At 59.3% G+C, this 22000-nt stretch carries 20 protein-coding genes and 1 pseudogene; 11 read left to right on the top strand and 10 right to left on the bottom strand.

Annotated elements, in window-relative coordinates; translation table 11 throughout:
* Position 1 precedes the first annotated feature (1 nt).
* The 7 genes from CWC48_RS17530 to acs form a co-directional block, all read right to left on the bottom strand.
* Positions 2-982: a GlxA family transcriptional regulator gene (locus CWC48_RS17530; RefSeq protein WP_078049886.1), complete on the bottom strand. Its 981-nt coding sequence runs from the start codon at positions 980-982 to the stop codon at positions 2-4.
* A 245-nt stretch (positions 983-1227) separates the two neighbouring features.
* The gene (locus CWC48_RS17525) at positions 1228-1992 is read right to left on the bottom strand and encodes an ABC transporter ATP-binding protein (RefSeq protein ID WP_003214336.1); all 765 of its coding nucleotides are present in this window, start codon (positions 1990-1992) and stop codon (positions 1228-1230) included.
* Between the two features lie 27 nt (positions 1993-2019).
* Positions 2020-3132, bottom strand: coding sequence for a succinylglutamate desuccinylase/aspartoacylase family protein (locus tag CWC48_RS17520; protein ID WP_100492270.1), 1113 nt, complete (start codon positions 3130-3132; stop codon positions 2020-2022).
* 1 nt (position 3133) lies between these two features.
* Positions 3134-3832: an ABC transporter permease gene (locus CWC48_RS17515; RefSeq protein ID WP_010208307.1), complete on the bottom strand. Its 699-nt coding sequence runs from the start codon at positions 3830-3832 to the stop codon at positions 3134-3136.
* A complete protein-coding gene (locus CWC48_RS17510) occupies positions 3829-4518 on the bottom strand; it encodes an ABC transporter permease (protein WP_024077013.1) in 690 nt (229 codons plus the stop codon). Before CWC48_RS17510 ends, CWC48_RS17515 begins: the two co-directional genes overlap by 4 nt.
* A 91-nt stretch (positions 4519-4609) precedes the next feature.
* Positions 4610-5395 (bottom strand): ABC transporter substrate-binding protein, encoded by a 786-nt coding sequence (locus CWC48_RS17505; RefSeq protein ID WP_078049888.1) that lies wholly within the window; start codon positions 5393-5395, stop codon positions 4610-4612.
* Between the two features lie 685 nt (positions 5396-6080).
* A complete protein-coding gene (gene acs, locus CWC48_RS17500) occupies positions 6081-8036 on the bottom strand; it encodes an acetate--CoA ligase (RefSeq protein WP_078049889.1) in 1956 nt (651 codons plus the stop codon).
* A 397-nt stretch (positions 8037-8433) separates the two neighbouring features.
* Between acs and CWC48_RS17495 the strand changes: the two genes are divergently transcribed.
* The 4 genes and pseudogenes from CWC48_RS17495 (at position 8434) to CWC48_RS17480 (ending at position 11391) form a co-directional block, all read left to right on the top strand.
* Positions 8434-8703 (top strand): DUF2790 domain-containing protein, encoded by a 270-nt coding sequence (locus CWC48_RS17495; RefSeq protein ID WP_015885484.1) that lies wholly within the window; start codon positions 8434-8436, stop codon positions 8701-8703.
* A gap of 484 nt (positions 8704-9187) precedes the next feature.
* The gene (locus CWC48_RS17490) at positions 9188-10438 is read left to right on the top strand and encodes a ribonucleotide-diphosphate reductase subunit beta (RefSeq protein WP_005790649.1); all 1251 of its coding nucleotides are present in this window, start codon (positions 9188-9190) and stop codon (positions 10436-10438) included.
* A gap of 47 nt (positions 10439-10485) precedes the next feature.
* Positions 10486-10719 (top strand): annotated as a pseudogene (locus CWC48_RS17485) (HNH endonuclease); the annotation flags it as partial.
* A 27-nt stretch (positions 10720-10746) separates the two neighbouring features.
* Complete coding sequence (locus tag CWC48_RS17480) at positions 10747-11391, top strand: HAD-IB family hydrolase (protein WP_068932303.1); 645 nt, start codon at positions 10747-10749, stop codon at positions 11389-11391.
* Positions 11392-11506: 115 nt separating this feature from the next.
* Here CWC48_RS17480 and CWC48_RS17475 read toward each other — a convergent pair whose 3' ends face one another.
* On the bottom strand, positions 11507-12466 hold the full coding sequence (locus tag CWC48_RS17475; RefSeq protein ID WP_099494362.1) for a LysR family transcriptional regulator: 960 nt from the start codon (positions 12464-12466) through the stop codon (positions 11507-11509).
* Positions 12467-12659: 193 nt separating this feature from the next.
* On the opposite strand from CWC48_RS17475, the gene argH reads away from it, so the two are divergent.
* From argH to CWC48_RS17440, 7 genes are all read left to right on the top strand, one after another.
* Positions 12660-14087 carry an argininosuccinate lyase gene (argH, locus tag CWC48_RS17470; RefSeq protein WP_100492269.1) on the top strand — a complete coding sequence of 476 codons (1428 nt, stop codon included), beginning with the start codon at positions 12660-12662 and terminating at the stop codon, positions 14085-14087.
* Between the two features lie 97 nt (positions 14088-14184).
* On the top strand, positions 14185-15063 hold the full coding sequence (locus CWC48_RS17465) for an amino acid ABC transporter permease (RefSeq protein WP_016979819.1): 879 nt from the start codon (positions 14185-14187) through the stop codon (positions 15061-15063).
* 24 nt (positions 15064-15087) lie between these two features.
* Entirely contained in the window at positions 15088-15852 is a 765-nt protein-coding gene (locus tag CWC48_RS17460; protein ID WP_010208290.1) for an amino acid ABC transporter ATP-binding protein, read from the top strand.
* A gap of 25 nt (positions 15853-15877) precedes the next feature.
* On the top strand, positions 15878-16699 hold the full coding sequence (locus tag CWC48_RS17455) for an ABC transporter substrate-binding protein (protein WP_100492268.1): 822 nt from the start codon (positions 15878-15880) through the stop codon (positions 16697-16699).
* Positions 16700-16848: 149 nt separating this feature from the next.
* Complete coding sequence (locus CWC48_RS17450; RefSeq protein ID WP_078049903.1) at positions 16849-18018, top strand: MFS transporter; 1170 nt, start codon at positions 16849-16851, stop codon at positions 18016-18018.
* A gap of 54 nt (positions 18019-18072) precedes the next feature.
* Entirely contained in the window at positions 18073-19020 is a 948-nt protein-coding gene (locus CWC48_RS17445) for a hypothetical protein (RefSeq protein WP_100492267.1), read from the top strand.
* Positions 19021-19114: 94 nt separating this feature from the next.
* Positions 19115-19495: a helix-turn-helix transcriptional regulator gene (locus tag CWC48_RS17440; protein ID WP_078049905.1), complete on the top strand. Its 381-nt coding sequence runs from the start codon at positions 19115-19117 to the stop codon at positions 19493-19495.
* 55 nt (positions 19496-19550) lie between these two features.
* Here CWC48_RS17440 and CWC48_RS17435 read toward each other — a convergent pair whose 3' ends face one another.
* Both CWC48_RS17435 and CWC48_RS30560 read right to left on the bottom strand, forming a co-directional pair.
* Positions 19551-21053 carry an amidase family protein gene (locus tag CWC48_RS17435; RefSeq protein ID WP_100492266.1) on the bottom strand — a complete coding sequence of 501 codons (1503 nt, stop codon included), beginning with the start codon at positions 21051-21053 and terminating at the stop codon, positions 19551-19553.
* A gap of 136 nt (positions 21054-21189) precedes the next feature.
* Entirely contained in the window at positions 21190-21909 is a 720-nt protein-coding gene (locus tag CWC48_RS30560) for a hypothetical protein (protein ID WP_223204477.1), read from the bottom strand.
* Between the last annotated feature and the right edge of the window lie 91 nt (positions 21910-22000).

Below are 22000 nucleotides of genomic sequence, written 5' to 3'. Positions count from 1 at the left end.
CCTAGCCCCGCTCTGACGGCACCGAGGACAGCTCGAAAGGGCTGCTGCTGCGCCGCTGGTTGCGGTCTTCACGCGGGGTGGCGCCGAAGAAGTTGCGGTAGGCGCTGGAGAAGTGTGGCCCCGAGGAGAAGCCGCACGACAGGCCGATCTGGATGATCGACTTGCTGGTTTGCATGAGCATCTGGCGTGCCTTGTTCAGGCGCAGTTCCAGGTAGTACTGGCTGGGGACGCGGTTGAGGTACTGCTTGAAGATGCGTTCGAGTTGTCGTCGCGACACACAGACGTGCTGGGCGATTTCGTCGGTGGTCAGCGGCTCTTCGATGTTCGCTTCCATCAGCAACACGGCCTGGGTCAGCTTGGGATGGCTGGAACCCAGGCGGTTTTGCAGCGGAATGCGCTGGCGTTCGCCACCCTCGCGGATGCGCTCCACCACCAGCTCTTCGGATACCGCACCGGCCAGTTCGGCGCCGTGGTCACGGGCCAACACCGCCAGTAGCAAGTCGAGTACCGACATGCCACCGCAGGCGGTGAGACGGTCGCGGTCCCAGTCGAACAGATGACTGGTGGCAATGACCTTGGGGAAACGCTCGGCGAAATCGTCCTGCCAGCGCCAGTGCACAGCGGCGCGGTAACCATCGAGCAAACCGAGTTGGGCCAGCGGGTAAACGCCCGCCGACAAGCCGCCGATCACGCAGCCGGCGCGCACCAGCTGCTTGAGCGCGGTGCTCAGTTGCGAGGCGATCACGGTTGGCGGCTCATCCGCCAGCAGGAACAGTTTCTGGAAACCCTCGAGCTTGCCGGCCCACGGCTCGCCCGGCAATTGCCAGGCGCCATCGCTCGGCGGCTCGGCTTGCAGGAACGACAGCTCATAGACCACGTCCGGATGCACCCGCTGGGCAACGCGCAAGGCCTCCTCAGCCAGCGCAAGCGTCAGTGCTTTTGTGCTGGGCCAAATCAGGAAACCAATTTTATGGGCGGTCATGGAGTGCTATCCGAAGCCAGTAACAGTAATGAAGACAAGGGCCAATGCTAGCCCGTAAAGCAACACAAAGCTCAACACAAATGGAGATCGAGGTGGGACCTGGCTTGCCTGCGATAGCGGTGGGTCAGTGGGCACATCTGTTTCCGATACACCGCTATCGCAGGCAAGCCAGCTCCCACAGGGGGTCGAGGCCAAATTCAAGACTGCAAAGCATGCACTAAGTCAGTGCACAACGGCAGTCTTGATTACTTCAAGCTGCCGGACAAGAACTGCTGCAAACGCTCCGACTGCGGGTTCACCAGTACTTCGCGCGGGTTGCCACGCTCTTCGACGATGCCTTTGTGCAGGAACACCAACTGGTTCGACACCTCGCGGGCGAAGCCCATTTCGTGGGTCACCACCACCATGGTGCGGCCTTCCTGGGCCAGGTCCTGCATCACCTTGAGCACTTCGCCAACCAGTTCCGGGTCGAGGGCCGAGGTGGGTTCGTCGAACAGCATCACCTCCGGCTCCATCGCCAGGGCGCGGGCGATTGCTACGCGTTGCTGCTCGCCGCCGGACATGTGGCCCGGGAACGCATCCTTGCGATGGCCCACGCCGACTTTGGCCAAGTAGTGCTCGGCCTTTTCACGCGCGTCTTTCTTCGACATGCCCAACACGTGCACCGGCGCTTCCATCACGTTTTCAAGCGCGGTCATGTGCGACCACAGGTTGAAATGCTGGAACACCATGGACAGGCGCGAACGCATGCGCTGCAGCTGTTTAGGGTCGGCGGCCTTCATGGCGCCGTCCTTGTTGGCCACCAGTTTCAGCTCTTCGTTGTTCAGCAGAATCTTGCCGGCGTGGGGTTGCTCCAGCAGGTTGATGCAGCGCAAAAAGGTACTTTTGCCCGAACCACTGGAACCGATGATGCTGATCACATCACCGGCTGCGGCGGCCAGGGACACGCCTTTGAGCACTTCATGACTGCCATAGCGTTTATGCAGGTCTTGGACTTCAAGTTTGTACATGCGGTCGGTTCTCACAAAAACAGGTGGTCAGTCGTTGAGCAAGCGCCCGTGACGCAGCGCTTCGCGCCCCGCCACCTTGGCCAGCCAGAAACCCGCTTGGGCATAACGTAGCCGTTCAACGGCAAACAACACCCCCGAGGTGCCCGCGCAAATCGTGCTGACGCGGTCTTCCAGAGGGTCAATCACTTCAAAAATCGGCTCGCCTTTTTCGACCACATCACCGGCTTTACGCAGGTAACTGATCACCCCGGCGTGGGGCGCGAACAACAATTCGGTGCCTTCAAACGGCAGGCCTTCACAGGGCTCGAACTGTGGCGCGGGCCATTCCCCCTTGATCAAGCCCTGCTCGGCGAGGAACGCGAGGATACCTTCGGCGTGGAAGATCGCCTCGTCGCGCCCCGTATCGGCTTGACCACCCAACTCCAGCGTCGTCGCCAGGCAGGCCAGCGGGATCTGCGCCTCAGGGAATGCCTGGGACAAACGCAACCACGGCAGCGAGCAGGCTTCATCGAACGAACTGCCGCCGGAGTCTTCCGCCAGCAGGCCGATTTTCACATTCAAGTGCGCCGACAACGAACGCCACTGCGGCCAGTGCTGCGGCAGTGCGTACATGTGCAGTGCAGCTTCGGCGTCGCAATGCAGGTCAAGCACCACATCGGCGGTGCAGGCGTGGCTCAGCAAGATGCGCTGCATGCCTTGCAACTGGCTGCTCGGCTCAGGCAATGAGGCGAATGCATCACTCATGGCCTGGCGGATCATGCGCACGTTCGCGTGGGGATCATCGCCCAGCTTGCCTTCGAGCAGCTCGGCCACCGGCTCGCTCAGCTCGACGAAATCACGGTTGAAGTTCTTGCCGCTGCCCACCTCGAAACGGCCCTGGTGGCTGCCTTGCAGCAACTGGCCCAGGCCCATCGGGTTGGCGACCGGCACCAGCTCGATCACGCCGTTGAGGGCGCCTTGCTGTTCCAGTTCGGCGAGGCGCTTTTTCAGCTCCCACGCGGCGCGCATGCCGGGCAATTCGTCGGCGTGCAGGCTGGCCTGGATATAGGCCTTGCGCTCGCCCTTGCCGAAACGGAACACGCTCAGCTGGCGCTCGCAGCCCAAGTGGCCCCAGGGCAACAGGTGATCGATACGTTCCATATCAGTGCTTCCTCGGCGCCAGGTAGCTCAGCCAGCGGCGCTCGGCCAACTTGAACAGGCGCACCAGGATGAAGGTCAGGCACAGGTAGAACACACCGGCGGTGATATACGCTTCGAACGGCAGGTAGAACTGCGCGTTCACTGTACGTGCAGCACCGGTGATGTCGATCAGCGTGACGATCGACGCCAGGCTGGTGGTCTGCAGCATCATGATCACTTCGTTGCTGTACTGCGGCAGCGCGCGGCGCAGGGCCGACGGCAGCAGGATGCGGCGGTACAGCTTGTAGCGCGACATGCCCATGGCCTTGGCGGCTTCGATCTCGCCATTGGGGGTGGCCTTGAGGCTACCGGCGATGATCTCGGCGGTGTAGGCGCTGGTGTTGATCGCAAAGGCCAGGCACGCGCAGAAGGTGGCGCTGGACAGCAGCGGCCAGAGGAAACTCTCGCGCACCGCCTCGAACTGGGCCAGGCCGTAGTAGATCAAGAACAACTGCACCAGCATCGGCGTGCCGCGGATCACGTAGGTGTAGAGCCAGGCCGCACCATTGACAATCGGCTGCTTGGACACGCGCATCAAGCCCAGGGGCAACGCGGCGAGCAAGCCGAAGAACAGCGAGATGGCGAGCAGTTTCAGGGTGGTCAGCAAGCCGCCAAGGTACAGCGGCATGGCCTCCCAGATGACGTTGTAGTCGAAGATCATAGATCAGCCGCCCTTACGCCTACCGAGTAGCGCTTCTCAAGATGACGCAAGGCCAGCAACGACACACTGGTGATCACCAGGTACATCGCCGCCACTGCGAGGAAGAAGGTAAAAGGCTCGCGGGTAGCGTCTGCCGCCTGCTTGGCCTTGAACATCATGTCTTGCAGGCCCACCACCGAAATCAGCGCGGTGGCCTTGGTGAGGACCAGCCAGTTGTTGGTAAACCCGGGGATCGCCAGCCGGATCATCTGCGGCACCATCACCCGGAAAAACACCTGGAAACTGCTCATGCCATACGCAAGGCCGGCTTCGGCCTGGCCCTTGGGAATGGCCATGAAGGCGCCGCGGAAGGTTTCCGACAGGTAGGCGCCAAAGATGAAACCCAGGGTGCCAATACCGGCGGCCAAGGGGTTCAAGTCAATATAGTCGTCATAGCCGAGCAGCGGCGCGACGCGGTTGAGCAGGTCCTGACCGCCGTAGAAAATCAGCAGGATCAGCACCAGGTCGGGGATCCCGCGGATCACCGTGGAGTACAAGTCACCCAGCCAGGCCAACCAGCGCACCGGCGACAGGCGCAACGCGACCCCGATCAGACCCAGAACAATGGCCAAGGCCATGGACGACAAGGCGAGCTGAAGCGTCAACCATGCGCCATCGAGGATGACGGCCCCGTAGCCTTTCAACATGATTCAGGTCCTCGAAAAAGGGGATGAAAAAATGGCGCAAACCTCAGGAATTCTGTTGCTTGCGCCATTTGGGACAGACAGCTGCGACGATTTACTTAGGGTCAGCGCCGTAAATATCGAAGTCGAAGTACTTGTCCTGGATTTTCTTGTACTCGCCGTTGGCACGGATCGCGGCAATGGCTGCGTTGATGCGGTCCAGGTTTTCCTTGTCGCCTTTGCGTACGGCGATGCCGATGCCGTCGCCGAAGTACTTGGCGTCGGTAAAGGCCGGGCCTACGAACGCGTAGCCTTTGCCGGCAGGGGTTTTCAGGAAACCGTCCTGCAGCAGGGTAGCGTCAGCCACGGTGCCATCGAGGCGACCGGCTTCCACGTCCAGGTAGATTTCGTTCTGCGAGCTGTAAGGCACCACGGTGGCGCCTTTCGGAGCCAGGACTTCCTTGGCGAAACGGTCGTGGATCGAACCGCGCTGCACACCGATCTTCTTGCCCTTCAATTCATCCAGGCTATCGCTGACGGTGGTGCCTTCCTTCAACACCAGGCGCGCTGGGGTCAGGTAGTAGCGGGTGGTGAAGTCCACGGACTTCTTGCGGTCATCCGTGATGGACATGGACGACAGGATCGCGTCGATCTTGCGCACTTTCAGCGCTGGGATCAGGCCGTCGAACTCTTGCTCGACCCAGGTGCACTTCACGTCCATCTGCTTGCACAGGGCGTTGCCGATGTCGTAGTCGAAACCGACGATGCTGCCGTCGGGAGCTTTGGAGGCAAACGGAGGGTAAGCCGCTTCGATACCAATTTTCAGGGGCTTGCCTTCAGCGAAAGCCTGCATGGACAGCACGGACAGCGCCAGGGCGCCCAACAGCACGAGTTTCTTCATCTTGGGACTCCATCGGTATAGGGCAAAACAGCAGTATGAGCCATGGCCCACGATGCGACTTAAGGGAAACCGAATTGCGGTGCTGCGTCCCACACCAGTTACACACTGGAGACGACGAGCGAGTGATCGGCATTCTAACGACAGGCCGGAAGTCGATATTTCCTCAATGCGACAACAATTTACAGAAGCACCGAGAAAGCGGTTCCAGCTCATTGACAGCCTCTGAATTTTATGCAGAGACAAAAGACATTAAGCCTGTAGACGCTGCAAATTGCGGGCCTATTATTCGCAAACCCTTCTAGCACGGCAAGTCTGGCGTTTAATCTTATTTCCGGGGGTGTCTAAAACGCGGTTTTTCGAGGCATGGGCGTAGCGCTTTGCCTCACGTTTGGGCGGCGGGTTACACATTTGCGCTCGACGGTAACATTCAGAAATATCCCACAACACAATCCGATATTTATTGACCTTATGTAAGTCGTCCCACCCATGAGCAGCCTTGGAATGCAATCAAACTGTGGGAGCGGGCTTGTTCGCGAAGGCGGTGTGTCAGTCAGCATATCAGCCAACTCATACACCGCCTTCGCGAGCAAGCCCGCTCCCACAGTTGATCTTCAGTGTTTTTGAGAGCGCATTAAAAAGCCCCACCCGGCCTACACCGAATGGGGCTCCATCGCTCAAACCTGCCTTAAGCGACGTTCATGGTCTTGTGCGTCTCAATCAAATGCGCCACCACGCCCGGGTCCGCCAGGGTGGAGATATCCCCCAGCCCGTCGTATTCAGCCGTGGCAATCTTGCGCAGAATTCGCCGCATGATTTTCCCCGAGCGCGTCTTCGGCAAGCCCGGTGCCCACTGGATCACGTCTGGCGAAGCAATCGGCCCGATTTCCTTGCGCACCCAGTTTTTCAACTCCAGGCGCAGCGCTTCGTTCGGTTCTTCACCATTTTTGAGCGTGACATACACATAGATGCCCTGCCCCTTGATGTCGTGCGGCACACCCACCACCGCCGCTTCAGCGACTTTAGGGTGAGCAACCATGGCACTTTCGATCTCGGCAGTGCCCATGCGGTGGCCGGACACGTTCAGCACGTCGTCCACGCGGCCGGTAATCCAGTAGTAACCGTCCTCGTCACGGCGCGCACCGTCACCGGTGAAGTACATGCCACGGAAAGTCTTGAAATAGGTGTCGACAAAGCGGTCATGGTCGCCGTACAGCGTACGCGCCTGGCCCGGCCACGAATCGAGGATCACCAGGTTGCCTTCAGCCGCGCCTTCGATCAGGTTGCCGAGGTTGTCCACCAGTGCCGGCACCACACCGAAGAACGGCCGTGCCGCCGAACCCGGCTTGAGCGCATGGGCGCCTGGCAGCGGGCTCATCATGTTGCCGCCGGTTTCGGTCTGCCACCAGGTATCGACAATCGGGCAACGGGATTGGCCGACGTTCTTGTAGTACCAGTCCCACGCCTCTGGGTTAATCGGCTCACCCACCGAGCCAAGCAGGCGCAGGCTGCTGCCATCGGCGCCTTCACAGGCAGCGGTGCCGGAAGCCATCATCGCGCGGATCGCGGTCGGTGCGGTGTAGAGGATATTGACCTTGTGCTTGTCGACGATCTTCGCCACCCGGGTGATGTCCGGGTAGTTCGGCACGCCCTCGAACAGCACGGTGGTCGCGCCGTTGGACAGCGGGCCGTAGACAATATAAGTGTGGCCGGTGACCCAGCCGACGTCGGCGGTGCACCAGTAGATTTCGCCCGGGCGGTAGTCGAACACGCGCTCGTGGGTCAGGCCGGCGTACAACAGGTAGCCGCCGGTGGTGTGCTGCACGCCCTTGGGCTTGCCGGTGGAACCGGAGGTGTAGAGGATGAACAGCGCTTCTTCGGCACCCATCTCTTTGGGCGCACACACGGTGCCCGCCACTTTCATCAGGTCTTCGTACCAGATATCGCGATGCTGGTTCCACTTGATCTGGCCATTGGTGCGCTTGCACACGATGACCTTCTGGATGCTGCTGGTTTCCGGGTTGGTCAGGGCGTCGTCGACGTTGGCCTTCAACGGAATTTTCTTACCGGCGCGAATGCCTTCATCGGCAGTGATCACCACCTTCGACTTACAGTCGATAATACGACCAGCCAGGGCTTCCGGCGAGAAACCGCCAAACACCACGGAGTGGATCGCACCGATACGGGTACAGGCCAGCATGGCGACCACGGCTTCGGGGATCATCGGCATATAGATAGTCACCACGTCGCCGCGGTGCACATCCTGGCCGCGCAGGGCGTTGGCGAACTTGCAGACTTCTTCATGCAGCTCGCGGTAAGTGATGTTGCGGCTCTCGGCAGGGTCATCGCCCTCCCAGATGATTGCGATCTGGTCGCCGCGCTCGGCGAGGTGACGGTCCAGGCAGTTGTAGGAAACGTTCAGGGTGCCATCGGCGAACCACTTGATGTCGACATGGTGATCGTCGAACGAGGTCTGCTTCACCGTGGTGAAAGGCTTGATCCAGTCGAGGCGCTTGGCTTGCTCGCGCCAGAAGCCATCGGGGTTGACCACCGACTGCTGGTACATGGCCTTGTAGGTCGCCTCGTCGGTCAGCGTGTTGGCTGCTACTTCGGGGCGAACGGGGTACAGGGAAGCCGCACTCATCTTTCTTACCTCGGTGACATAGTTGTTGTTGTATGGCCCTGTTGTAGCCGGGGCTGACCTATAGAACCATTCGACGATGGTAGTAACAAGCCCCTACAAATTGCCCTGATATGCCCCTGCACGGCTCTAGCCCGCGGACCGTGGTGCTTTGCGCCTTTGTGAAAAAAGCTTTACCACAGGATTGTTACAAAAACCGCCAATAGTGTTTATCAAAAGTACGGGTATATGAATATAACCTGGCAGCCTAAAATCACTTCCGTCAACACGACACAGTGATTAACAACGCAACAGCCCCCACGAAGGCAACGTTAATCCGAACTTCCCAACTCTTAAGTTACACACGCGGTCTCACAAGGGCCCCGTGACCCCACTCGCCCTGAATAAGGTAAATAGAGAAATGAAAGCTTTAGTAGTTATGGCCCTCAGCAGCTTGTGCGCAACCGCCGCCCTGGCCGACGAAGCCCCGACTGACGTAGCTGGCCGGAACACCCCGATCGTTGAGGATTACACTTACAGCACCCACTTGGACGTCGCCAAAGTATTGTCCATGAGCAACATCCCGGAAGTATGCGAAGTTGTACCGGTGAAGATGGAATATGAAGATTCGCAAGGTCAGCGGCATATTCTTAATTATCATGTGATGGGCAACGGTTGCTCTAACGGGTAATAACTTGATGCGTTCGATCTGAACCTGATCTTATTCGCCGCAAGAAATCGTTCTTGCGGCAAAGAACCGGCCCCCTCCGCCCCTCGCTGCGCCCCCTCGAAAAAAATCCTGCCGCTCGTCCCTCCGACCAACCCCAGCAAACCCGCGTCTTGGCCTGAAAAGTAGGCTTTTTGTCTGCGATCCGTGAGCATCCGCCGCAACACAAAGCCGATTTTTTCCCTATAATGCGCGGGTAAATCGGGCCTGCAATATCCCTTTACACTGGGATGAAGAGCCAGACCTGAGGCATCCCGCTGGAGCAAGCACCTACCGCTCCGCACCTCAAGCCTCACGCAGCGCACCCGTAACCCTATTCCGTTTAATGCGTGCGCTAGCTGCAACAAACGATTCCTTAAGATCCACCGCGGCCTCAGGGCCGTGTGAACACCCAACCATCCGGTTTCACACGGGCACCTTTGAGCCCTCACGCAGGAGACGACACGTCATGCTGAGCTGGGACGAATTCGACAAAGAAGAAGAAGGCGAAGTAGCCACCAAAGGCGCCAACGCCGGCCACGCCACCGAAGCCAACATGGACCGCCTCGACGGCGCCGGCGCTGCCGCCGCCATCGAAGCCCGCGCCGTCACCGCCAGTGACTCCGCCGCCATCGTGCGCGCCAAGGCCGCCCTCGACAAACTCGACGTCGCCGAAGGCCTCGCCGAGCTGGAAGGTTCCGCCGCCCGTGTCGCCGTTGACGAAAAGCGCATGATCAACTGCCGCGCCGACCTCAACCAACTCGTGCCCTTCAAGTACGACTGGGCCTGGCAGAAGTACCTCGACGGCTGCGCCAACCACTGGATGCCGCAGGAGGTCAACATGACCGCCGACATCGCGCTGTGGAAAAACCCTGAAGGCCTGACCGACGACGAACGTCGCATCGTCATGCGCAACCTCGGCTTCTTCTCCACCGCCGACTCCCTGGTGGCCAACAACCTCGTGCTGGCCGTGTACCGCCTGATCACCAACCCGGAGTGCCGCCAGTACATCCTGCGCCAGGCCTTCGAAGAAGCGATCCACACCCACGCCTACCAGTACTGCATCGAATCGTTGGCCATGGATGAAGGCGAGATCTTCAACATGTACCACGAGATTCCATCGGTCGCCAAAAAGGCCGCCTGGGGCCTGAAGTACACCCGTTCGATCTCCGATCCGAAGTTCGAAACCGGCACCGTCGAGACCGACAAAGAGCTGCTGCGCAACCTGGTCGCCTACTACTGCGTGCTGGAAGGCATCTTCTTCTACTGCGGCTTCACCCAGATCCTGTCCATGGGCCGTCGCAACAAAATGACCGGCGTGGCCGAGCAGTTCCAGTACATCCTGCGTGACGAGTCGATGCACCTGAACTTCGGTATCGACGTGATCAACCAGATCAAAATCGAAAACCCACACCTGTGGGATGCCGAGATGAAGGAAGAAGCGACCCAAATGATCCTGCAAGGGACTCAGCTGGAGATCGAATACGCGCGCGATACCATGCCGCGCGGCGTGCTGGGCATGAACGCGGCGATGATGGAGGATTACCTCAAGTTCATCGCCAACCGTCGTCTGTCGCAGATTGGTCTGAAAGAAGAGTATCCGGGGACGACTAACCCGTTCCCGTGGATGAGCGAGATCATGGACTTGAAGAAAGAGAAAAACTTCTTCGAAACCCGTGTAATCGAGTACCAAACTGGCGGCGCGTTGAGCTGGGATTGATTCCTGAACCAAGCAGCCCCATAAAGCCCTGACACGTTCAGGGCTTTTTTATGCACGATGAATGGCCACTTCTTGAAGCACATCAGGCCGGCCACCTCGCCCAGAAGGGTTCGGATCGCATCACCAATGCTGTAGCCTTGTGCCCCAATTGTCATCAGCGTTGTCACCGGTCGAGTGATCGGAACGCTTTCACTGCAGCGCTTTACCGCAACGTCGGAAGATTGGCACGGGAGTCATCTCCCGCTGTCACACCTGATGCACACTCAAAAAATAGTAGATAGGACCGAGGCCAACCCGTGAACCCAGACATGCTCGAAGCCGGCCCCGCTGACGCCAAAGTACTTTCCGTCTTTGACTTCGACGGCACCCTCACCCACCACGACAGTTTCGTGCCCTTCCTCAAGTTTGCCTTTGGCACCGGTGAGTTTTATGGCCGGATGGTCAAGCTGGCGGTGCCGGGGCTGCGCTTTCTGGTGCGGCAGATCAGCCGGGATGAGTTGAAGGCGCAGTTGATCCGCACCTTTATGACTGGGGTGCAGAAGACGTGGGTGCAGCAGAAGGCCGAGGAGTATTGCCAGCGCAACTGGGCGCGGTTGATGCGGCCGGCGGGGGTGCTTTCGGTGGAGCAGGAGTTGGGCTCCGGAGCGGAGGTCACGCTGTGTTCGGCGTCACCGGCGTTGGTGTTGCAGCCGTTTGCGAATCGGCTCGGGATCAAGTTGATCGGGACTGAGCTTGAGGTGGTGGATGGAGTGTTGACCGGTAAGCTCACTGGGAACAACTGCCGCTGTGAGAACAAGGTGCTGCGACTTGAAGCGGTGTATGGGGATTTGGGCGAATATCGGCTGCGGGCCTGGGGCGATACGCGTGGGGATCGGGAGTTATTGGCGGCGGCGCAGGATGCGCATTTTCGGCATTTTCATGCGAAGAAGAAGCGGGCTCGGTTGCAGCGGTGATGCGGGTGGGTGGGCTCGATAGGTAGCCCGATGTGATCCCTTCGTAGCTTCGCCGGGGCTCGACAACTCCCACATTTGATCTTTGTCAGCCCGTTAATCGGTGTTCAACGGGCGTTTATGTCGTGGCTTTGAGGTTTACGCCCAGGGCTGTGGCGAAGGCTTTTACCATCGGGCTGCGCGGGGCGTTGTGGCGCAGGATGAGGTTGAAGGCGGTGCTCAGGTGAACGTGCTCCGGGCACAGTACGCGCAGGCGCCCTTCTCTTACCAAGGGCGTGGCGTAGTGTTCGGGCAAGAAGCCGAGGAAACGGCCAGTAAGGATCAGGATCGCGACGGCTTCGACTTGTGAGGCCGAGGCGGACTGGCTGTCATAATTGACGAAGTTGGCCTTGTCGCGGTGGATCGCATACCGATGGTTCACCACTTCGTATTGGCGCAAGACCTCGGGCGTGATGTCGTTTGCGTCGAAGAGTGGGTGTCCTACGGCACAGTAGGCGTGGGCCTTTTCTTCATACAGCGGGAAATAATCGAATTCTTCGCGGCGCTGGTACACCGGCACGATGCCGACGATCAAGCGTCCCTCCACCACGCCGCGCTCAACTTCGTCCAGTTGCGAGGCGTGTAGGCGCAATCTAATCTTTGGCGATTCGCTATGTAATTTCCCCAACGCGGCAATTAGCGGGGAATTAACATCGGACACGGTGTTATCAATAACGCCCACACTAAGGTCGCCAATAAGCTCGTTTTGCGCCGAACTAAGCTTGTCGCGAAAACTGTCCACCGAGGTAAATAACTCGATGGATGCCTGATACACCAACTTGCCTTCTTCGGTCAGCCCGAACCCTTCCCTGCCCCGTGTGCACAGGCGCATGCCGATGCGAATCTCGAGGTCGGAGATTTGTTTGCTGATGGCCGCGAGCCCCACGTTCAGCTCGTTTTGCGCGGCACTGAAGCCGCCCGCTTCGACCACGGCCATGAACACGCGCAGCAATTTGAAGTCCAGCCCGCTCAACTGCAGGGGCGGTCTTGTGCCGGGTTTTGGCGGCAGGTTTCCAGAAGTGGAAAGTGGAGTTTCCATAATACGCGTTGACCTCAAGTGCCATATTCAACAGGCTTCAACCCAGTCCTTGAACATAGCCAGGCGGCGATAATGAACATAAACATCCGCCCTTGGCAACCTTGAATACGGCGCGTCAGACGCTGATTCAGTCTAGTTGAAACCTTATTTTTACTGCCTCCGACTCTTCTAAAAACAAGCGTGAGGAATACCCATGTCCCAGCCCACCGACCGCCTTTGGGGCGCTCGTTTCAAGACCGGCCCGTCTGCTGCATTGGCCGCGTTGTCACGTTGCCCCGAGCGCTATTTCCGCCTGACGCCCTACGACCTGGCCGGCTCCCGTGCCCATGCCCGTGAGTTGCAGCGCGCCGGGTTGCTCGATGAGTCGGAGACCCTGCGCACCCTCGAAGCCCTGGACCAGATCGGCCACGACTTCGCCGCCGGCCGCTTGCACCCGACCCTGGATGACGAGGACGTACACACCTTTATCGAACGCGTATTGACCGAGCGCCTGGGCGCCTTGGGCGGCAAGTTGCGCGCCGGGCGTTCGCGTAATGACCAGACCGCCAACGATCTACGTCTTTTCCTACGTGACCATGCGCGCACCATCACCACCGAGGTGCTGGGTTTGCAGCAGGCGTTGGTGGAGCAGGCCGAGCAGCATATCGAGAGCATCTGCCCCGGTTTTACCCACTTGCAGCAGGCGCAGCCGATTGTGTTCGCTCACCACTTGCTGGCTCACGCGCAGTCGATGTTGAGGGATGTGCAACGTCTGGTGGATTGGGATGCGCGCACGGCCTTGTCGCCTTTGGGCGCTGCCGCGATGGCAGGTTCTGCGATTGCGCGCCAGCCGGAGCATTCGGCCAAGGAAATGGGCTACACCGGGCCGTGCGAAAACTCCATTGATGCCGTCGCCAGCCGTGATCATGTGGCGGAGTTCCTGTTTGTGGCGGGCATGCTCGGGGTGAATATTTCGCGCCTGTCCGAAGAGTTTTGCTTATGGTCGTCACGGCAGTTTCGTTGGGTGGTGCTGGATGATGCCTACGCCACGGGTAGCTCGATCATGCCGCAGAAAAAGAACCCAGACATTGCCGAATTGGCGCGGGGCAAGGCTGGGCGCTTGATTGGCAACCTGACCGGGTTGATGTCGACGCTCAAGTCGCTGCCGCTGTCGTACAACCGCGATTTGAGTGAAGACAAGCACAGCGTGCTGGACAGTGTGGATACGTTGCTGCTGGTGTTGCCGGCGATGGCGGGAATGGTCGCGACCATGAAGGTGCAGGTGGAAGAGCTGCGGCGTCAGGCGCCGATGGGCTTTACCTTGGCGACTGAGGTGGCGGATTGGTTGGCGACCCGTGGTGTGCCGTTCAAAGAAGCCCATGAAATCACCGGCGCGCTGGTACAGGCCTGTGAGAAGCATGAGATTGAGTTGTGGGAAGCCTCGCCGGCGATGTTGGCGGAGGTGGATGCACGACTCGCACCCGAAGTGCGCGACTGCCTAACACTGGAAGCGGCGATTGCGGCGCGCAGTGGGTGGGGTGGGACGGCGCCGGAGCGGGTTCGGGAGCAGATTGGGCGGTTGAAGTCCGCATTAGCGGCTCAACAGCAGTGGGCAGAGAGTTATCAGGGGTTCCGGATTTAAATCTGCGGTGTTTGGGCTGGCGTCTTCGCAGGCAAGCCAGCTCCCACATTTGGACCGCGTACAGTAGTTAGAGCGTTGTAAGTTTTGGAGATTCACCATGAACCAAACCCCGGCAGAGCGCTTGGAAGCCGAGCGCAAGTTGTCCGAGAACCAGTTCGATATCACGCAGTACGAACACGTGCCGCGTCGTTATTACGGGCGGATGTTTTTTGCCACCTTGATCGTGATCGTGTTGGCCGCGCTGTTGCGCGCATTCGCCAATGGCCAGATCGAATGGTCCTACATCGGTCAGTTCCTCACGTCTGAGGCCATCCTCTGGGGTCTGGTGAACACCATTGTCATGTCGATTTTGGCGATGGCACTGGGTGTGGTGATCGGGGTGATCACAGCCATCATGCGCATGTCGGCCAACCCGATCCTGCGCTACGTGGCCATCACTTACACCTGGCTGTTTCGCGGTACACCGTTGATCCTGCAGCTGCTGCTGTGGTTCAACCTGGCGCTGATTTTCCCGGTGATCGCGATTCCCGGCCTGTTCAGCATCGACACCGTCGACCTGATGACGCCATTCGTGGCCGCCCTGCTCGGCCTCAGCATCAACCAGGGCGCCTACACCGCCGAGGTGGTGCGCGCCGGCCTGTTGTCGGTCGATACCGGCCAGTACGAAGCCGCCAAGTCCATCGGCATGCCGAGCCTGCAGGCGTTGCGTAGGATCATTCTCCCGCAGGCGATGCGAGTGATCATTCCGCCTGTAGGCAACGAGTTCATCAGCATGGTGAAAATGACCAGCCTGGCCAGTGTGATCCAGTACTCGGAGCTGCTGCACAACGCGCAAAACATCTACTACGCCAACGCGCGGGTCATGGAGCTGCTGATCGTGGCCGGCATCTGGTACCTGGCGGTGGTGACTGTTCTTTCATTTGGTCAAAGCCGCCTCGAGCGTCGTTTTGCCCGCGGCGCCGGCAAGCGTTCGTAAGTCTGGGTTGAGGAGATTTGCCCCATGAGAAGCATCGTCAAGGCCGTCAACCTGAACAAGTATTACGACCAGTATCACGCGCTGCGCGACATCAATATCGAGGTCGAGCAAGGCGAAGTGATGTGCATCATCGGCCCGTCGGGGTCCGGTAAAAGCACCCTGCTGCGTTGCGTCAACCAACTGGAAAAAATCGACAAGGGCGGCCTGTGGGTCGACGGCGAACTGGTGGGTTACCGTGTCGTCGGCAACAAGCTGCATGAGATGAATGAATCGCAGATCGCCCGCCAGCGCCTGGCCACCGGCATGGTGTTCCAGCGCTTCAATTTGTTCCCGCACATGACCGTGTTGCAGAACATCATCGAAGGCCCCTGCCAGGTGCTCAAGCGCTCGCCCAAGGAAGCCATCGAAGACGCGCTGGAGCTGCTGGCCCGTGTCGGTCTGGCGGATAAGCGCAATGCGTACCCAGTGGAATTGTCCGGCGGCCAGCAACAGCGGGTAGCGATTGCCCGTGCGTTGGCGATGCGACCCAAATTGATGCTGTTTGACGAACCCACGTCAGCCCTCGACCCGGAGCTGGTAGGCGAAGTGCTGTCGGTGATGCGCGACCTGGCCACCACCGGCATGACCATGATCGTGGTCACCCATGAGTTGGGCTTTGCCCGCGAAGTCTCCAACCGCATGGTGTTTATGGATGCCGGCCAGATTGTGGAAGCCGGCAGCCCGGAAGAAATTCTAATAAGCCCACAAAACCCGCGTACCCAAAGCTTTATTTCTGCCGTTCGCACTTAACTAAAAAACAAACGAGAACGCCCCCATGAAAAAATTATTTATCCCAACGTTGCTTGCAGGCCTGATGGCCTCCTCCGCTGTTTTCGCAACATTGCCGGCGGCAATCAAGGACAAGGGCGAGATCAGCGCGGCCATCGTGCCGAACTATCCGCCGATGGATTTCAAGGACCCGGCCACCAACAAGATCACCGGCCTGGACTTTGACCTGGGCAACGCCCTGGCCGAGCGCCTGGGCGTGAAGATCAAGTGGCAGGAAACCGGCTTCGAGCAGATGCTCAGCGGCTTGACCACCAAGCGCGTGGACATCGTGCTGTCGGGCATGTCCGACACCGCCGAACGCCAGAAGGCCGTGACCTTCATCGACTACTTCACCAGCGGCCCGCAGTTCTACACCCTGGCCAAGCGTGAAGACCTCAAGGAATTGACAGACCTGTGCGGTAAAAAAGTCGGCACCAGCCGCCGTACCACCTGGCCGTCGGAAATTGCCGCATGGAGCAAGGAAAACTGCGAGGCGGCGGGTAAGCCGGCGATCGTGGTGATCGGCACCGAAGGTTCGGCGGATGCGCGGGCGCAGTTGCAGCAGAATCGCCTGGATGCCGCGATGCAGGGCAGCGAGACCATTCCCTACTTGATGTCGCTGGACAAGGGCAAGTACAAGCCGGTGGGCCTGGCGATTGCCAAGCAATTCACGGGGCTTGGGATTGAGAAGAGCAACACGGAACTGGTCACGGCGATCAGTGAAGCGTTGCAGGGCATGATTGATGACGGCACCTACGGCAAGATCCTGAAAAAGTGGGACCTGGAGCAAGGCGCAGTCGAGAAGATCACCATCAACTCCGGTCAGTAAGTCGATCCAAGTGTGGGAGCTGGCTTGCCTGCGATGGCGGCAGGTCAGCTTGCATCATCATTGCCTGAACCACCGCTATCGCAGGCAAGCCAGCGCCCACATTTGATGTGTGTTGTCTTGAGAACATAACAAGGACACTTGCCCCCACCGTGGCCACCTACTCCCTGGTAATCCGCCGCCTGATGATCTGCTCGGTGACCATCGTGGTCAGCCGCGCCATGACCAGCCCGTTGCTGGCCCTGTTGCTGAGTACTCGCCTGGGCCTGAACCAGCAGGACATCGGCCTGCTGATGGGCATTGCTGTCTTTATCGCGACCTTGCTGGGCCTGTACGGCGGCTACATCATCGACCGCCTGGAAAAGCGCAAGCTGCTGATCCTGGCCATGCTCTCCAGCTCCATCGGTTTTCTGTTGCTGACTTTTGCCAGCAACCTCTACCTCACCACCCTGACCCTGGTCATCACCGAAGCGGCGTCGGCGCTGTTCCTGATTGGCTCAAAAGCCATCATCAGCGAGAACCTGCCGGTGGGTGACCGTGCCAAGGTGTTTTCCCTGCGCTACACCCTGACCAACGTCGGCTACGCCACAGGCCCGATGGTCGGCGTGGTGATCGCCGGCCACCTGCAACTGGCCCCGTTCCTGATTGCCAGTGCGATCGCCTTTGGCAGCGTGTTCCTGATGATCGGCATCCCGCCCACCCAACGAGATGACAGCAACAAGCCCTTGAGTTTTCTCACCACCCTGCGCACGTTGCGCAGCGACCGCACGCTCATCCTGTTCACCAGCGGCAGCTTGCTGAGCACCATTGTCCATGGGCGCTACACCTTGTATCTGTCGCAATTCTTGCTGGTGGCCTACAAGCCCGCCGAGGCGCTGAAGATTCTGTCTGCGGTGCTGGCGTGCAATGCCATCACCGTAATTCTGATGCAGTACCAGATCGGCCGCTTTCTCAAGCGTGAACAACTGCGCTACTGGATCGTGCTCGGCACGCTGCTGTTCATTGCCGGACTGATCGGTTTCAGCCTCGCGGACAGCCTGCTTACCTGGTGCCTGGCGATGTTCGTATTCACCCTCGGCGAGATGATCATCTACCCCTCCGAGTTCCTGTTTATCGACACCATCGCGCCGGATGCACTGCGCGGCAGTTACTACGGCGCGCAGAACCTGGCCGCGTTTGGAGGGGCGATGAGCCCGGTGATTTGCGGCTATCTGCTGATCAATGCAGCGCCGGCCAGCATGTTCTATGCATTGGGGGCGCTGACTGCGGTCGGTGGAACGCTGTGCTTCTTGAGCGGGCGAAGGGTTGCAGGTTCTTGCTGATATTTACGCTGGATCCCGCTATTAATAGCGAAACTTCTCACGGACCCGAGCCCTATGAAATTCGACACGGCCTACAGCCTGAGTCTCGACGACAAGCTGTCGATCTACGACGTACGAGACCTGAATTTCGACGAAACCGCTGATTTCGATTCCGACCACGACAGCTTCCTCTGCCCCAACGATCAGTGCCGTGCAGCGTTTGATGCGAGCAACGCGCTGAGCACGTTCAACGCCAAGAACGTCAACTACCTGCGCACGCCGCACTTCAAGAACAAAACAAGTACCCGACACATTGACGGTTGTCGTTATGCCAGCACCCACAAGACCGCGAGCGGCGAAGGTGACGACGAGCGTGAGGACAATTTTCCCTCGGAATTTGTACTGACTCGTCGACAGTACGAACGCAAGCCGCCCTTGGCTGGCACCGAAGGAAATAGCCCTCAAGCCCCCGCAAAAGCACCTTCTGTCCGTGCCACTGCATTCCCCGGCAACCACGACAGCACCCCGGACAAAACCAGCGTGTTCGCCCACCCGGTGGAATGCTTTGTGTCCAACATCGATGACAAGGACAAACTCAAGTCCATGCCGTTGAAGATCGGCGAGCACACCGCGACCTACTGGACGTACTTCAAAAAGATCGAATACCTGCAGGACAACAAGGGCTTGATCTACTGGGGCAAAATCAAGGCGATCAAGGACTACACCAGCAGCTTTCGCATCGACTTCGAAAAGAAAGTGTGGCTCGACAAAAAGCCTTACTCGGTGAATGTCTACCTGAGCAAAAAACTCATCGACAAATACCGCAAGCGCAAGGCATTCCTGGAGCAGATCAAGGCGGCGGTGGACAGTGAGCGGGCGTTGTACTGCTTCTTCTATGGGGTGACGCCAGCGCTCCAGCAGGTGCCCAGCAAGAAGAACCCCGAGCAGACGTTCGGGGTGTTCAGCGCAAATATCGAGAACCTGGATCACCTGATCATTCGCGAGGCGCCAGGGCTGGAATAGGGGGTCGTTGATAATCCAGTTGATGAGCGGTCAAAACAACTGTACAAAAACACAGTATAGTTTGTCCTCCCCCGTCGAACCCTGGAGAAACCCCATGTCCTCCCTGGCAATGAGCTCTTTTGTAGAACAGCAGATCGTCCTGCATCAATTCACCGCCAAGCACAGCGCACAGGCCCGTGCGATGCTGGGCTGGAGCCGGGAACACCTGGCGCTTCAGGCTGGCGTGACGGTTGAAGCGGTTCAACAGTTTGAAAGCCAATGCGACGTGGGTGACGAAACCCGCCTGGCCCTGGCGTTTCGTTTGGAGGCTGAAGGGCTGGTGTTTTTCCCTGGGTTTGCGCCGGGGTGGGGCATGAGTGTGCGCCGCTTTGACACTGCCGCAGCCGAACCCGTAGCGCAAGGGATCATCTCTCGTTTGATCGGCACAACGTCCGCATCACTTGACTCACCCACCCCTCAACCGAATGGTGCGTAGCGCCCGGCCCTGGGGCCAACGCTGTCACATCGCACACCCGCCGCCCGTTACGGCGTCAAAGTGCCGGCTTGAAATCAGCCTGGGCTGCCTGCTCGTATCCATGGGCCACGGCCAGCAAGGTCGGTTCGGACCATCGGGTCCCGAAAAAATAGGCACTGGTCGGTAGCCCATCCTCATCCTTACCGGAGGGGACGGTGATTCCTGGGTAACCGGCCACTGCCACACCGAAATAACTGTAAGTCTCGAAATCCGACACCATGGCGTCCAGGTTTTCCGCTTTGATCGGGTCATCCATGGTGCTGCGGAAGTCCTGAATGAGCGCGTCCCAAAGGGGTTTACGCTGCTCCGGCGTCAGGGTCTGGGCATTGATTTCCTTGAGGATGGGCTGGTGATCCGCGTCAGCCTCATCGCGCTCGTCGTTGAACTTGATCAGTTCGGTCAGCGACTTGACCGGTAGGCCCGGACGCTTGCCGAGGTAACTGTTCAGCTCATCCTTAACATCAGAGAGCAGCAACTCGTCGTAACGTGATGCATCAGCCAGCCGCAGGTTGACCGGCACCAATACCGCGCCTTGTTCGCGTAGCACGTCCAACGTCCGATTGAATTGCTCGCTGTTATCGACTGACAGGGTTTCGCCCTCTTTGGAAAACGTCGCGGGATAACCGATACGCTTGCCTTTCAACGCGCCCGGAACCAACAACTGCGTGTAATCAATGCCTTGGGGTGCGCCCACGCTCGCCGGATCCTGCGGATCGCTGCCCGACATGGCATTGAGCATCAACGCAGCATCGAACACCGAACGCGCCATCGGGCCCGGTGTGTCCTGGTTCTGACTCGCGGGAATCAACCCGTTGCGGTCCAGCAGGCCAACGCTGGGCTTGAGCCCGACGACCCCATTGCGCGCGGCCGGGACAATAATCGAACCATTGGTTTCAGCCCCCACCGCCAAGGGTGCCAACCCTGCCGCGACTGCGGCGGCAGACCCGGAGCTGGAGCCTCCGACGTCGGCATCCGCATGGTGCGGGTTACGGGTTTGTCCGCCCCGGCTGCTCCAGCCATCGGGACCACCACGAAACCCAGCCAGTTCGGTCATGTTGGTTTTACCGAGGATCACCGCGCCCTGCCTGATCAGGTAATCGACCAATGGGGCGTTCTTGCCGGCCGCTTCACCCACCAGCCCGAAAGCACCTGCACTGGTCTGCATGCCTTCAGTTTCGATGGTGTCCTTGAGCAAAATGGGAATGCCATGCAGCGGCCCGCGTACCTTGCCGCTGGCGCGCTCGCGATCCAGCTCGCGCGCGGCCTCCAGTGCCCCGGGGTTGAGTTCGATGACGGCGTTCAGTTGCGGGTCGACGCTGCGAATGCGCGCCTGCAGGTACGTGACCAGGTCGGCCGAGCTGAGCCCGCCTGGCCGGGCCATGTGCTCGCCAAGCTCTTTGACACTGAGGTACTCGGTCCCAGGGGGAACGGGGTTTGAAGCAACCGCTGAGTAGTCTCCTGCAAACGACTGTACAACTTGCCGGACGACGGAGCCCATTCCATATGCAATACCGAACATAAGACCTCTCGAAGAGTAAGACATGACGAAGGATCAACGTTGATCCGTGGGCCAGTCTAAAAACTCTTCTTCTGCCCGGCAGCGGGATGTGGGCCATTTACGGTGTGGGACAGTTCAGCGCAGCGGGTAGCCTTTCCTATGGGGCCATCAAGCGAAGGATGCTTCGATACTCCCGTATCAGGGCCGCCAACCTTTCTTTTGCCCATCGCGCACCGTAGAACCACAGCGTCGCGCCATCATCGAGCGGCTCGCCAACCCCCGGGTAACCACTCCAGCAGGCCCCATGGAATGCGGCGCTGCGACTGTCGGATATCAAGGCGTCCAAGCGGAATTCGTGCACACGCTCATCGATTTCATTGCGGGCATGCAGGGTCTTGGTCCGGTGTGCATGCACCGGAACCAGCACCACTCCGGAGCGGCGCAGGATATCCAGCGCTCTCAGGAAGGACGGGGTGTGCTCAATCAACTGATGTTCCTGAGCGTCCACCCATCGCTCGGCGAACCCCAGGCGCCTGCCCTCCAACGTACTGTCAGCCGTAAAGGTGGTGTTGTTCTGTACCAGGGGCACTTCCACCATTACCGGCCCGGAGGGGTCAATGCCACTCAACGCAATCAATGACAGCGACGGGTCGCGCTGGAGTTTGAGGGGTAATCCGGGGACGTCATACCCCGGGATCGGGACGCCGCCTCTCAAGCTGACATGAGCCCGGGGATCGACGCCGAAAGCGATACCACCCGGGCTTGCAGGCTCGTGGATTGGCGTTGCCAGACCCGACGACTCAGCAGGCCCAGGCACCGGTAGCCCCGTCGAACAGGGCAAGCCCAGCTGCCAATATTTCTTACACTTGCGCTCCATGAAAACCGCACCCGACAAATGACTTGCCGGGGATCATCGCACCGTTGCCTGCCGCCTGTCGCAGCACTGAAACAGTTTGAAAACTCCTTTT

Origin of the sequence: Pseudomonas sp. S10E 269 (assembly GCF_002798465.1) — a bacterium.
Classification (GTDB): Bacteria; Pseudomonadota; Gammaproteobacteria; order Pseudomonadales; family Pseudomonadaceae; genus Aquipseudomonas; species Aquipseudomonas pergaminensis.
This window is presented reverse-complemented; position numbering and strand designations above follow the sequence as displayed.

Coding starts and splice junctions, on each gene's coding strand:
- CWC48_RS17440 (WP_078049905.1), top strand. CDS start 19,115: ATGTCCTCCCTGGCAATGAGCTCTTTTGTAGAACAGCAGATCGTCCTG.
- CWC48_RS17475 (WP_099494362.1), bottom strand. CDS start 12,466: ATGGAAACTCCACTTTCCACTTCTGGAAACCTGCCGCCAAAACCCGGC.
- CWC48_RS17520 (WP_100492270.1), bottom strand. CDS start 3,132: ATGGAACGTATCGATCACCTGTTGCCCTGGGGCCACTTGGGCTGCGAG.
- argH (WP_100492269.1), top strand. CDS start 12,660: ATGTCCCAGCCCACCGACCGCCTTTGGGGCGCTCGTTTCAAGACCGGC.
- CWC48_RS17505 (WP_078049888.1), bottom strand. CDS start 5,395: ATGAAGAAACTCGTGCTGTTGGGCGCCCTGGCGCTGTCCGTGCTGTCC.
- CWC48_RS17455 (WP_100492268.1), top strand. CDS start 15,878: ATGAAAAAATTATTTATCCCAACGTTGCTTGCAGGCCTGATGGCCTCC.
- acs (WP_078049889.1), bottom strand. CDS start 8,036: ATGAGTGCGGCTTCCCTGTACCCCGTTCGCCCCGAAGTAGCAGCCAAC.
- CWC48_RS17490 (WP_005790649.1), top strand. CDS start 9,188: ATGCTGAGCTGGGACGAATTCGACAAAGAAGAAGAAGGCGAAGTAGCC.
- CWC48_RS17530 (WP_078049886.1), bottom strand. CDS start 982: ATGACCGCCCATAAAATTGGTTTCCTGATTTGGCCCAGCACAAAAGCA.
- CWC48_RS17510 (WP_024077013.1), bottom strand. CDS start 4,518: ATGTTGAAAGGCTACGGGGCCGTCATCCTCGATGGCGCATGGTTGACG.
- CWC48_RS17480 (WP_068932303.1), top strand. CDS start 10,747: ATGCTCGAAGCCGGCCCCGCTGACGCCAAAGTACTTTCCGTCTTTGAC.
- CWC48_RS17525 (WP_003214336.1), bottom strand. CDS start 1,992: ATGTACAAACTTGAAGTCCAAGACCTGCATAAACGCTATGGCAGTCAT.
- CWC48_RS30560 (WP_223204477.1), bottom strand. CDS start 21,909: ATGGAGCGCAAGTGTAAGAAATATTGGCAGCTGGGCTTGCCCTGTTCG.
- CWC48_RS17515 (WP_010208307.1), bottom strand. CDS start 3,832: ATGATCTTCGACTACAACGTCATCTGGGAGGCCATGCCGCTGTACCTT.
- CWC48_RS17460 (WP_010208290.1), top strand. CDS start 15,088: ATGAGAAGCATCGTCAAGGCCGTCAACCTGAACAAGTATTACGACCAG.
- CWC48_RS17465 (WP_016979819.1), top strand. CDS start 14,185: ATGAACCAAACCCCGGCAGAGCGCTTGGAAGCCGAGCGCAAGTTGTCC.
- CWC48_RS17445 (WP_100492267.1), top strand. CDS start 18,073: ATGAAATTCGACACGGCCTACAGCCTGAGTCTCGACGACAAGCTGTCG.
- CWC48_RS17435 (WP_100492266.1), bottom strand. CDS start 21,053: ATGTTCGGTATTGCATATGGAATGGGCTCCGTCGTCCGGCAAGTTGTA.
- CWC48_RS17495 (WP_015885484.1), top strand. CDS start 8,434: ATGAAAGCTTTAGTAGTTATGGCCCTCAGCAGCTTGTGCGCAACCGCC.